The organism is Actinokineospora cianjurensis, from assembly GCF_003663795.1.
Classification (GTDB): Bacteria; Actinomycetota; Actinomycetes; order Mycobacteriales; family Pseudonocardiaceae; genus Actinokineospora; species Actinokineospora terrae.
The window spans coordinates 1881134-1894494 of record NZ_RCDD01000001.1; the positions used below are offsets into that span (position 1 = coordinate 1881134).

Annotated in this window: 3 protein-coding genes; 2 read left to right on the forward strand and 1 reads right to left on the reverse strand. The window is 71.5% G+C overall.

From position 1 onward, the window contains the following. Nucleotides 1-30: 30 nt before the first annotated feature. Complete coding sequence (locus CLV68_RS34975; protein ID WP_425454844.1) at nt 31-10227, forward strand: type I polyketide synthase; 10197 nt, start codon at nt 31-33, stop codon at nt 10225-10227. A gap of 9 nt (nt 10228-10236) precedes the next feature. On the opposite strand, the gene CLV68_RS08905 is transcribed toward CLV68_RS34975, so the two are convergent. Beyond that, nucleotides 10237-11421, reverse strand: a complete 1185-nt coding sequence (locus CLV68_RS08905; RefSeq protein ID WP_121389960.1) for an MFS transporter — start codon at nt 11419-11421, stop codon at nt 10237-10239. Nucleotides 11422-11514: 93 nt separating this feature from the next. Between CLV68_RS08905 and CLV68_RS08910 the strand changes: the two genes are divergently transcribed. Further along, nucleotides 11515-13080, forward strand: a complete 1566-nt coding sequence (locus tag CLV68_RS08910; protein WP_121389961.1) for an acyl-CoA carboxylase subunit beta — start codon at nt 11515-11517, stop codon at nt 13078-13080. Nucleotides 13081-13361 lie beyond the last annotated feature (281 nt).

Below are 13361 nucleotides of genomic sequence, written 5' to 3' on the forward strand. Positions count from 1 at the left end.
GGCGCGTCCGTCGAGCAGTACGTCGAGGCGCTGCGGACCTCGCTCAAGGAGAACGAGCGGCTCAAGGCCCGCAACCGCGACCTGACCGCCGCCGCGCACGAGCCGGTCGCGATCGTCGGGATGTCCTGCAGGCTCCCCGGCGGCGTCGACTCGGCCGACGACCTGTGGGACCTGGTCGCCCGCGGTGGTGACGGCATCTCCGGCTTCCCGACCGACCGGGGCTGGGACCTCGACCGGCTCTACGACCCGGAGTCCAGCCGCGCGGGGACCTCGTACTCGCGCGAGGGCGGGTTCGTGCACTCGGCCGGGCTCTTCGACCCGGCGTTCTTCGGGATCTCCCCGCGCGAGGCCGCGGCGATGGACCCGCAGCAACGTCTCCTGCTGGAGACGTCGTGGGAGGTGTTCGAGCACGCCGGGATCGACCCGACCGCCGCGCGCGGCAGCAGGACCGGGGTGTTCGTCGGTGCCGCGACATCGGGCTACGGCTACGCGATCCCGGACGAGGGCTACGGCCTGACCGGGTCGGCGACCAGTGTCCTCAGTGGACGAGTCGCGTACGTGTTCGGCCTGGAGGGTCCGGCGGTCACGGTAGACACGGCGTGTTCGAGCGGGCTGGTCGCCCTGCACTTGGCCGTGCGGGCACTGCGGGCGGGCGAGTGCGACCTGGCCATCGCCGGTGGTGTGACGGTCATGGTCAACCCGTCGGCGTTCGTGGAGTTCAGCAGGCAGCGGGGGCTGGCCGCGGATGGTCGGTGCAAGGCGTTCGCGGCGGGTGCCGACGGGACCGGCTGGTCCGAGGGCGCGGCCGTCCTGCTGGTCGAGCGGCTCAGCGACGCGGTCCGCCTGGGACACCGGGTGCTGGCGGTCGTGCGCGGCTCGGCGGTCAACGCGGACGGCGCGTCCAACGGGCTCACCGCGCCCAACGGTCAGGCCCAACGCCGGGTGATCCGCGACGCGCTCGCCGACGCCCGGCTCACACCCGGCGACATCGATCTTGTGGAGGCGCACGGCACCGGCACGGTCCTCGGCGACCCGATCGAGGCGTCGGCGCTGCTCGCGACCTACGGGAAGGACCGGGGGGTCCCACTTTTCCTGGGGTCGGTGAAGTCGAACATCGGCCACACGCAAGCCGCGGCGGGTATCGCCGGGGTCATCAAGGTCGTGCAGGCAATGCGCAACGGCGTCCTGCCCGCCACCCTGCACGTGGACGCTCCGTCGCCCCATGTCGACTGGTCGTCCGGGGCGGTCGAGCTGCTCGCCGAGCCGCGCGACTGGTCCACAGTGGAGCGTCCGAGGCGCGCCGCGGTCTCCGCGTTCGGCGTGAGCGGGACCAACGCGCACGCGGTCATCGAAGAGGCTACTCCAGTCGAGCCCGGCTCGCCCGGTGAGGCCGCCCTGCCGTGGCTGATCTCCGCGCGGACGCCGGAAGCCTTGCGGGGACAGGCATCTCGGCTGGCATCGGCGAACGGCGCGCCAGGTGACATCGCGTTCTCCCTGGCCACGACCCGTGCCGCGCTGGAGCACCGAGCGGTCGTCGTGCCCGGCGCCGACCGCGCCGCCGCGCTTGCCGCGCTGGCTGGTGGTTCGCCCCATGAGTCCACAGTGGTCGGTGCGATGACCTCGGGCAAGACCGCTTTCCTGTTCACCGGCCAGGGGTCCCAGTACCGCGGCATGGGGGCGGACCTGCGCCGGTTCCCGGTCTTCGCCGAGACCTTCGACGCGCTGTGCCACCGCCTCGCTGTCGATCCCGCTGCCGACCTCGATCGCACCGAGTCGGCCCAGCCCGCCTTGTTCGCGCTGGAAGTGGCCCTGTTCCGGCTCGTCGAGTCCTGGGGCGTCACGCCCGACTACCTGGTCGGCCACTCCATCGGCGAACTGGCCGCCGCTCACGTCTCCGGCATCCTGTCGCTGGACGACGCGTGCACCCTGGTCGCCGCTCGTGCCCGCCTGATGGGCGCCCTGTCCCCCGGCGGCGCCATGCTGGCCGTGGAGATCTCCGAGTCGGAGCTTGCCGAGCAGTTCCCCGATGGCCTCCCCGCTGGTGTTGATCTCGCGGCGGTCAACTCAGATCGTTCAATTGTCGTATCGGGGGATCGTGGGATTGTTGAGGTGTTGGATCGTAGTTTTGTTGAACAATCGCGTCGGGTGAAGCGGCTGGTGGTGTCGCACGCGTTCCACTCGCACCTGATGGACCCGATGCTGGGCGAGTTCGAGCAGGTGGTGCGGGGGCTGTCGTTCGGCGAGCCCGCGATCCCGATGGTGGCCACCTCTGCCGGTGACCCGAGCACGCCGGAGTACTGGGTCAGGCAGGTCCGGGAAACGGTGCGGTTCGCGGGGGCGGTCACCACACTGGCCGCCAAGGGGGTCGTCCGGTTCGTGGAGATCGGGCCGGACGGCGTGCTGTCGGCGGCCGTGCGCGACCAGGTTCCGGGCGCTGTCGTCATCCCGCTCCAACGCGCGGGCCGCGACGGTGTCGAGACGTGGTGGCGCGGGCTGGCGCAGGCTTTCGTGTCCGGGGCGCCCATCGCCTGGCCCGAGCCGGGCAACCGGGTCGACCTGCCCACTTACGCGTTCCAGCGAACCCACTTCTGGCCCGTCACCACGACCGACCTCCGCTACCGCGTGACCTGGAAGCCGACCCGCGCCACCACGACCACGCTCACCGGCACCTGGTGCGTCATCGCCGACGACCCGGACTCCGCGCAGGCCGCGTGGTGCGCCCAAGCCCTGCGCGGTCACGGCGCCACCCTGACCGACGACCCCGCTCGCGCCGACGCCGTCATCTCCTTGCGCACCAGCACCGAGGACCACCCGGACCACCCCGTCCTCACCCGGGGGCTGGCCGACACCCTCGACCTGCTCCGCGCGGACGGCCCGCCGATCTGGCTGCTCACCCAGGGCGCGGTGGCCGTGGACGAGCCCCTGGCCAACCCGCTCGCCGCACCGCTCTTGGCGCTCGGCCGAGTCGCGGCCCTCGAACACCCCCGCCGCTGGGGCGGTTCGATCGACCTGCCCGCGGCACTCGACGACGCGGCCGCCGGGCGTTTGGCCGCCGGTCTGCGGAGCGGCGAGGACCAGCTCGCGATCCGCGAGTCCGGCCTGTTCGCCCGCCGCCTCACGACGTCACCCGCCGAGGCCGCGCCTCCATGGCGTCCACAAGGGACGGTCCTGGTCACCGGTGGCACCGGCGCGCTCGGGCGGCATGTCGCGCGCTGGCTCGTCGAACGAGGCGCCGAGCACATCGTGCTCGCGAGCCGCCGGGCCGCCGGAGCGGAGGACCTCGCGCGAGAACTCGAAGCCGGTGGAACGCGAATCACGCTCGCGGCGTGCGACGTCTCCGATCCCGTTGCCCTGACGGCACTCCTGGCCGAGCACCCGCCGCGTTCGGTGTTCCACGCGGCCGGGAGCGGCAACCACGCGCCCATCGCCGACGCCGACCTCGCCCACTTCGCCGCGACGCTCGACGCCAAGGTCGCAGGCGCGCGGGTCCTCGCCGCCCTTCCGGACCTCGATCGACTGGTCCTGTTCTCCTCCGTCTCCGCTACCTGGGGTAGCGGCTCACAATCGGCGTACTCCGTGGCCAACGCGGCCCTGGACGCCCTCGCGGAAGCCTCGGGCGGCACCTCGATCGCCTGGGGACCGTGGGCGGGCCCTGGCATGGCAGGTGCCGACAGCACCGCCGACTACCTGCGCAAACGTGGCCTCAACCCGCTTGATCCCGCCGTCGCCATCGCTGCGCTGGCCCAGGCGGTCGACCAACGGGACACCTGCGTGACGGTCGCGGACATCAACTGGGAGCGGTTTGTCCCCTCGTTCACCAGCGCCCGCCCCCAACACCTCTTCGACGACCTCGTCGCGACGCCCACCCCGGCCACCGAGCCGTCCAGCGCGCCGAGGTTCGACCACCTGTCCGAAGAGGACCTCCGGCGAACCCTGCTCGACCTGGTGCGCACCAACGCCGCCGCCGTCCTCGGCCACTCGGACCGCGCCGCCGTGAAGCCCCAGAGCGCGTTCGCCGACCTCGGGTTCGACTCCCTCACCGCCGTCGAACTCCGCGACCGCCTCGTCGCCGCGACCGGCCTGGAGTTGGCCACCACCATCGTCTTCGACCACCCGACCCCCGTCGCCATGGCCGAACACCTGCTCGACCTGGCCCGCCCGAAGGCCAAGGCGGCCCACCGAGTCGTAGCGCCCGCGGACGGCGAACCCATCGCCATCATCGGCATGGCCTGCCGCTACCCCGGCGGCGTGCGGTCCCCGGAAGACCTGTGGCGCTTGGTGTCCGAGGGACGTGACGGCGTCGGCGACTTCCCCACCGACCGCGGCTGGGACCTCGCCGGTGTCTACGACCCGGACGGCGGCGACGGCACCTCCTACGTCCGCGAAGGCGCCTTCATCGACGGCGTCGCCGAGTTCGACCCGGTCTTCTTCGGCATCTCCCCGCGTGAAGCGCTGGCCATGGACCCGCAGCAACGCCTGCTCCTGCAAGCGAGCTGGGAGGCGTTCGAGCGCGCGGGCATCGACCCCGATGCCGTGCGTGGTAGTCGAACCGGCGTGTTCGCGGGCACCAGCGGCCAGGACTACCCGGCGCTGCTCGTCGGCGCGCGGGATGTCAGCGAAGGTCATCAGGGCACGGGCAACGCCGCCGCCGTGTTGTCCGGGCGCGTCGCATACACCTTCGGGCTGGAGGGGCCGACGCTCACCGTCGACACCGCGTGTTCCAGCAGCCTCGTCGCGCTGCACCTGGCGGTTCGGGCTCTGCGGCAAGGGGAATGCGAGCTCGCGCTCGCCGGTGGCGTCACGATCATGTCGACACCGTCGGCTTTCGTGGAGTTCAGCCGCCAGTTGGGCCTCGCCGCGGACGGCCGGTGCAAGTCGTTCTCCGCGGCGGCCGACGGAACCGGTTGGGGTGAAGGCGTCGGCGTTCTCCTCGTCGAACGGCTCTCGGACGCGCTTCGCAACGGGCACAAGGTGTTGGCCGTCGTGCGCGGCACCGCCGTCAACTCCGATGGCGCGTCCAACGGCCTCACCGCGCCGAACGGGCCGTCGCAGCAGCGCGTCATCCGCCAAGCCCTCGCAGACGCCGGGCTCGAACCGTCCGGAGTGGACGCTGTGGAGGCGCACGGCACCGGGACCCGGCTCGGCGACCCGATCGAGGCAGAGGCCCTGCTGGCCACCTACGGGCAGGACCGGGCGACGCCGTTGTGGTTGGGCTCGGTGAAGTCCAACATCGGGCACACCCAGGCCGCGTCCGGGGTGGCAGGCGTGATCAAGATGGTGGCGGCGCTGCGCGCGGGCGTGCTCCCGGCGACGTTGCACGTGGATGAGCCGTCGCCGCAGGTCAACTGGGCCGCGGGCGCGGTGTCCCTGGTGACGGCCGCGCGTCCGTGGCCATCGGGTGACCGGCCTCGCCGGGCTGGTGTGTCGTCGTTCGGGATGAGCGGGACCAACGCGCACGTGGTGCTGGAGGCCGCGCCGCCGCAGTCGGAGGCCGAGCCGGTGGGGGCGCCGCCAGCGGTGGTCGCGGTGCCGGTGTCCGGGCGCACGGAGCACGGCTTGGTGGCGCAGGTCGAGGCGCTACGGGAGAGCGGGCACGACCTGGTCGACCTCGCTCGTTCGCTGGCGACGACGCGGGGCGTGCTGGAGCACCGGGCGGTCCTCTTCGGTGACGTCTCGCTGGACGGCGCGGTGGTCGGGCGTGCCGACGACGGGCTGACCGGGTTCCTGTTCACCGGCCAGGGCTCGCAGCGGCCGGGGATGGGGGCGGGGCTGTACGCGGCTTTCCCGGTCTTCGCCACTGCGTTCGATGAGGTGTGCGTGCGGGTCGACGCCGCGCTCGCTGACGCCCCTGCCGTGGGGGGTGATCCGCTCGGTGCCGTCGACCTCAAGCGGGTCGTCTTCGGCGACTGCTTGGAACTGGACCAGACCCTCTACACGCAGACCGGGTTGTTCGCCCTCCAGGTGGCGTTGTTCCGGTTGCTGGAGTCTTGGGGTGTCCGCCCCGATGTGCTGATCGGGCACTCCATCGGCGAGGTGGCGGCGGCGCACGTCTCCGGCATCCTGTCGCTGGATGACGCGTGCACCCTGGTCGCGGCTCGTGCTCGTCTGATGCAGGCTCTGCCGCCGGGTGGGGCGATGCTGGCCGTGGAGATCTCCGAGGCCGACCTGGCGTTGGAGTTCCCCGATGGGCTGCCTGCCGGTGTTGATCTTGCGGCGGTGAACTCGGATCGTTCGATTGTCGTATCGGGGGATCGTGGGATTGTTGAGTTGTTGGATCGTAGGTTTGTTGAACAATCTCGTCGGGTGAAGCGCCTGGTGGTGTCGCACGCCTTCCACTCGCACCTGATGGACCCGATGCTGGGGGAGTTCGAGCGGGTCGTGGCTGGGCTGTCGTTCGGGAGTCCGACGATCCCGGTGGTGGCCACGGCGACGGGCGACCCCGCGACGCCGGGGTACTGGGTCAGGCAGGTCCGGGACACGGTGCGGTTCGCGGACGCGGTGGCGCGGGCCGAGGACGTCACCCGGTTCCTGGAGCTGGGGCCGGAGGGAGTGCTGAGCGCCGCGGTCGAGCAGGCCGCGGTGCCCGCGTTGCGGTCGGGGCGGGACGAGGTCGAGACCGTCCTGCGGGCCGTCGCCGAGGTGCACGTGCGGGGCGCCAGGGTGGACTGGGCCGCGGTGACCGAGCAGTGGGGTGGGCGCCGGGTCGACCTGCCCACCCGGGCGTTCGCCAGGGAGCACTACTGGCCCACCCCGGCCGCCTGGGCCGGTGACGTCGCCGCGGCGGGTCTCGGGGTGACCGATCACCCGCTGCTCGGCGCCGGTGTCGCCGGTGTGCACGGCGTCCTGTTCACCGCCCGCCTGTCGACCAGCACCCACCCGTGGCTCGCCGACCACCGCGTCCACGGCCGGATCGTCCTGCCCGGCACCGCCTTCGTCGAACTCGCCATCCAGGCCGCCGACGCCACCAGCCTGCCCGTCGTCGACGAACTGATCCTGCACACCCCACTCGTCCTCCCCGACCGGGGTGCCGTCCAACTCCACATCGCCACCACCCCCGCAGGCGACCTCACCATCCACAGCACCCCGGCCGACCCCACCGGCTGGTCCACCCAACCCTGGACCCTCCACGCGACCGGCACCCTCACCGCCACGACCGCTCCTGCCGCGGAGCTTTCCTGGCCGCCGGATGCCGAGGCCGTGGACATCAGCTCCCTCTACAGCGAGCTCCAAGCCGCCGGGTTGGACTACGGCCGTGCTTTCCAGGGTTTGCGCGCGGTGTGGCGGGCAGGTGACGTCGTCTTCGCGGAAGTCGCACTGCCGGACACCGCCGACGCGGGGCGGTTCGGTGTGCACCCGGCGTTGCTGGACTCGGCGTTGCACGCACTCGCGGTGGGGGTGACGGGGACCGGAGCCGCCGGGGTGCCGTTCGCGTGGTCCGGGGTCCGGCTGACCGCGACCGGGGCGACGACCCTGCGCGTACGCCTCACCACCGGGCCCGGGGGCGCTTCCCTCGTCGCCGTCGATCCTGCTGGTGCGCCGGTCATCTCCGTCGAGAACGTCGTGCTCCGACCGGTCACCACCGCTGTGTCCGCCGCGCCGCCGCTGCACCGCTTGGCGTGGCAGCAGGTCCAGCGGGTTGAACCGGGCGCCGGGACGTGGGCGGTCCGCGGCAAGGACGTGTTCGGTGCGGCACAAGGACTCTCCGCCGCAGGTGCGACCCTGGTCGACGCCGATGCGGACCGGGTGGTCTTCAGCTCCGCCGGACCTGACCTGCTCTACCGCGTCACCGAGGTGCTCGCGGTGACCGCCGATGCCCAGGTGATCGTCCTGACCCGGGGGGCGGTGGCCGCCGAACCCGGTGACGACGTCCCCGACCTCCCCGGCGCCGCTGTCTGGGGTCTGCTCCGGGTCGCGATGAGCGAGGACCCCGGCAGGCTCCGGCTGGTCGACGTCGACGCCGACCCGTGGGCCGCGCTCGTGTGCAGTCCTGACGAACCGCAGCTCGCGATCCGTTCCGGTGCGGTTCTGGCCCCTCGCGTCGTCCAGGACCCCGGCACCGACCTGGTGGCCCCGACGGGCCCGTGGCGGCTCGACACCACCGGCCGCGGCACCCTGGAGAACCTCGTCCTCGCCCCTGTGACCCCACCTGACCTGGGGCCGGGTGAGGTCCGGGTCGCGGTGCGGGCCGCTGGGCTCAACTTCCGGGACGTCCTCAACGCGCTGGGCATGTACCCGGGTGAGGTCGCGATCGGCGGCGAAGCGGCCGGTGTCGTGATCGAGGTCGGGCCGGAGGTCACCGAGATCGCCGTCGGGGACCGCGTGCTCGGGCTGTTCTCCGCCGCCTTCGCGCCCGAGGCGGTCACCGACCAACGGCTTCTCGTTCCCCTGCCCGAAAACTGGGACTTCGCTGACGGCGCATGCGTTCCTATCGTCTACGCCACCGCCTACTACGGCCTCGTCGACCTGGCGAACCTCAGCGACGGCGAGTCGGTCCTCGTGCACGCGGCCGCCGGTGGTGTCGGTATGGCCGCGGTGCAGTTGGCCCGGCACCTCGGCGCGGAGGTGTACGGCACGGCCAGCCCGTCGAAGTGGGCCGCGACCGGCTTGGCTGACGAGCGCCTGTCGTCGTCGCGCGACCTCGCGTTCGCCGCCAAGTTCCCCGAGGTGGATGTCGTGTTGAACGCCCTGGCGGGCGAGTTCGTCGATGCCTCGCTGGGGTTGTTGCGGCCCGGTGGTCGATTCCTGGAGATGGGCAAGACCGACATCCGCGCCGATGTGTCCGATGTGGACTACCGGGCGTACGACCTGGCCGAGGCGGGTCCGGATCGGATCGGCGAGATCCTGGGTCGGGTCATGGCGTTGTTCGCCGAGGGTGCCCTGACCTTGCCCCCGCGTCGGGCCTGGGACGTTCGCCAGGCGCGTGCGGCGTTCCGGTACATGAGCCAGGCCAAGCACGTCGGCAAGGTCGTGCTGACCCTTCCCGTGCAGCCGGACCTCGACGACCCGGTGCTGATCACCGGCGGTACGGGGGCGCTTGGCGGGGTTGTCGCTCGACACCTTGCTGCTGCGGGTCGCCGCCACATCGTGCTGCTCAGCCGTAGTGGCAAGGCGCCCGACGGCTTGGTGTCCAGTGTGGAGGAACTGGGCGCTGACGTGCGGGTTGTCGCGGGTGATGCGGCAGATCGCGAGCTGGTGGCGGGCCTGGGCGTCCGATCCGTCTTCCACGCCGCTGGAGTCCTTGACGACGGAGTGTTCTCCGGTCTGACTCGAGACCGGCTGGCCGCCGTGCTGCACGCCAAGGCCGACGCCGCGGTGGCGTTGCAGGAAGCCGTGCCGGACGCGGTCGAGTTCGTCCTGTTCTCGTCCATCGCCGCCACGATCGGCACCCCGGGCCAGGCCGCCTACGCCGCCGCGAACGCGTTCCTCGACGGTCTCGCGCACCACCGGCACACTCGTGGCCTTCCCGCCCGCGCGCTGGCCTGGGGTCCGTGGGACCTCGACGGCGGCATGCTCGGCCCGCTGACCGACGCCGACCGGGACCGCCTTGCCCGGACCGGATTCCCCCCGCTCACCCCCGACGCGGGTATGGCGATGCTCGACCGCGCGCTGGCCGATCCCACCCCCGCTGTCGTCGCCGCGACCATCGACACCCGCGCCCTCGACGACCCGCCCACCGTCCTCAGTGCACTCGCCCGCCCCGCTCGCCGGGTGGCCGAGGCCGCCGCTCCGCAAGACCTGGGCGCCCGACTGCTCGCCCTGCCCGGCGCGGAACGCACCCGGGTGCTCGTCGACCTCGTGCGCGCCAACGCGGCCACGGTCCTCGGCTTCCCCGGCACCGACGCCATCGACCCGGCCAGGGCGTTCTCCGACCTCGGCTTCGACTCGCTCACCGCCGTCGAACTCCGCAACCGCCTCACGACCACCACCGGCGTCCGCTTGCCCGCCACCCTGGTGTTCGACCACCCCTCGCCTGCCGCCCTTGCCGAGCGCCTGCTGATCGACCTGGTTCCCGCGCCGCCGAGTCCCGCCGTGACCGTATTGTCCGAATTGGACAACCTCGACGCCGTCCTGCCTTCGCTGTCCACCGAGGAAGCCGCGCGGGTCCGCGCCCGGCTCGCCGCGCTGCTGACCAAGTGGACCCCGGCGGACGACGCCACCGACGACGACCTGGACGAGGCCACCGAGGACACCATCTTCGCCCTGATCGACAGCGAGCTGGAGGGCTAGCCGAGGTGTCTACAGTGGATGCGAAGGCAGGTCGGCGTCGCGGAACGCCGAGGTCAACAAGGCCAGCGCGGCAACCGTCATCCCGGTGCCGCCGACGATGATCGCCGTCGGCAAGGACACCAGGTCACCGATCACCCCGCCGATCGGGGCGCCGATGGTGATCATGCCCCAGTTGAACGACCGGATGGTGGCGTTGCACCGGCCCTGCAGCCGGTCCGGGGTCACCTGCTGCCGATAGGTGACGTCGTGCGGCCCCTCGACCCCGAGGCCGAGCCCTAGGACGAACTGGCCTGCGAACACCGCCCAGTCGCCGCTCAGCACCAGGACGAACCCGGCGGCGACCAGCAACCGGCCTAACACGATCGTCCGCGCCAACCCGAGCTTGCGGTGCACGCGCAACGACACCGCGCCGCCGAGCACGGTCCCCACACCCGCTGCCGCGTAAGCGAAGCCGAGCCCGGTCGCGCCGACCGCGGTCACCGCGTACGGGACGAACGCCGTGCTCGCCATCGCGGTGAACAGGAACCGCAGGTGCGAGGTGATCGAGAGCGGCGCCAGCATCCGGTGCCGGTAAACCCATCGCAGACCTTCGCGCAATTCGGTGAGAAGGTGCCGCTCGACCCGTTCCGGCACTTCTTCTTCCACCCGCAGAGTGGCGACCAGGATCCCGGACACCGCGTAGGACACGGCATCGGCGAGCACGGCCAGCGGCGCGCCGAGGAACTTGATCAGCGCACTGCCCAGCAGCGGCCCGGAGGTCTGCGCGACCGAACTGGTCTGCTCGATCCGGACATTCGCCCACGCCAGGCGGTCGCGCTCCACGATGCGCGGCAGGAACGACTGGAACGCCGCGTCGCCGAACAGCGACAGCGCGCCGACGCCGAACACGACCGCCACCAGCGCGGGCATGCTGAGCCGGTCGAACGCCGCGAGCACCGGGACCAGCCCCAGCAGCGCGGCCCGGCCGAGGTCGGTGCCGATCATCATCGGCCGTCGCCTACAGCGGTCGACGATCACGCCTGCGACGAGCCCGAACAGCAGGTACGGCAGCCACCTGGCCGCGTTGAGGACGCCGACCTCGGTCGCCGACGCCGACAGCACTACCACCGCGATCACCTGGACGGCCACCGTGGTGATGTACGTCCCGAACATCGAGATCGCGTCGGCCAGCCAGAACCTCCCGAACGCCCCCATGCCCCAGACCCTAGCCGGCCCAGGGGGGACTAGGGGTACCCGCCCCGCGCGGGCACGTCCTACCTTGGGATCGAGTCGTGAGGAGGGCCGGGCATGTCGACCACCGCGGACCGGATTTCCGACCTCACCGCCCGGCGGGCGCAAGCCGTCGAGATCGCCGAGAAACGCGCGGTCGACCGGCAGCACGCCAAGGGGAAGCTGACCGCCCGCGAGCGGATCGACCTGCTGCTCGACCCCGGTTCGTTCACCGAGCTCGACGAGTTCGCCCGGCACCGGTGCACCGACTTCGGCATGGAGCAGAACCGGCCGTACGGCGACGGCGTCGTCACCGGGTACGGCACCGTCGACGGCCGCCAGGTGTGCGTGTTCTCCCAGGACTTCACCACCCTGGGCGGCAGCATGGGCGAGGCGTTCGGCCTCAAGGTGCTCAAGGTGATGGACCTGGCGCTGACCATCGGCTGCCCGGTGATCGGCATCAACGACTCCGGCGGCGCGCGCATCCAGGAGGGCGTCGTCTCGCTGGCGCACTACGCGGAACTGGGCATGCGCAACGTGCGCGCGTCCGGTGTGGTGCCGCAGATCTCGCTGCTGATGGGGCCGTGCGCGGGTGGCGCGGTGTACTCGCCCGCCATCACCGACTTCACGGTGATGGTGGACAAGACCTCGTACATGTTCGTCACCGGGCCCGAGGTCGTGTCCGCCGTGACCGGTGAGAACACCACGCTCGACGAACTCGGCGGTCCGGCCGTCAACAGCGAGGTGTCCGGCAACGCGCACTACGTCGGCGATGACGAGCAGGACGCCATCGCGTGGGTGCAGGCGTTGCTGGGATACTTGCCCAGCAACAACATGGACCCGCTGCCGGTGTACGACCACGATCATGAGTCCGCGGTGACCGAACAGGACAGTCGGCTTGACACGCTGATCCCGGACTCGGAGAACCAGGGTTATGACGTCACCGAGGTGATCCAGGCCATTGTGGACGATGGCGATTACCTTGAGGTGCAACCGGAGTACGCGCGCAACATCGTGTGCGTACTGGCCAGAGTGGACGGTCACTCGGTCGCGGTGGTCGCCAACAACCCGCTCGTGAACGCCGGTGCGATCGACATCGCCTGCTCGGAGAAGGCGGCGCGCTTCGTCCGGTTCTGCGACGCGTTCAACATCCCGATCGTCACCCTCGCCGACGTCCCCGGCTACCTGCCCGGCGTCGTCCAGGAGCGCAGCGGCATCGTCCGCCGCGGCGCCAAGCTGATCTACGCCTACGCCGAGGCCACCGTCCCCAAGGTCACCGTCGTCCTGCGCAAGGCGTACGGCGGCGGCTACGCCGTGATGGGCTCCAAACACCTCGGCGCCGACGTCAACCTCGCCTGGCCCACCGCCGAGATCGCCGTCATGGGCGCCACCGGCGCGGTCCAGATCCTGCACCGCAAGACCCTCCAGGCCGCCGACCCCGCCGACCGCCCCTCCGTAGCCGCGGGCCTGGCCGACGAGTACCGCCGAGCCTTCAGCAACCCCTACGCGGCGGCCGAGCGGGGCTACGTAGACCGAGTGATCCAACCCGCCAGAACCCGCCTCGAAATCTCCACCGCCCTGCGCGTCCTGCGCACCAAACGCACCACCCCGCCCGCGCGCAAGCACGGCAACATCCCGCTTTGATGTCCACTGTGGACATTTAGGCCCGTGCGGACGCCGTTGTCGATCACTCGCCGGACGACTTCTCTCTCGCCGCCCCTGCTGCGGGCCTCTTCGGCTGCATTGTTGACTCTGACCAGGTGATTCTCCTTCCGGCCCGCTCTCGGATTCACCCGGTCCAGCGACAGAAGTTATCCACATGTGGATCTTCGGCGGGCTGTGTGAAGATCGTCTGTCGGTGGATGCCGGTAGAGTGGGACCTGGGACGCCCCCCGGAGCGGGTGGGGGCTGGGCGGGGTCGGGAC

Coding starts and splice junctions, on each gene's coding strand:
- CLV68_RS08905 (WP_121389960.1), bottom strand. CDS start 11,421: ATGGGGGCGTTCGGGAGGTTCTGGCTGGCCGACGCGATCTCGATGTTC.
- CLV68_RS08910 (WP_121389961.1), top strand. CDS start 11,515: ATGTCGACCACCGCGGACCGGATTTCCGACCTCACCGCCCGGCGGGCG.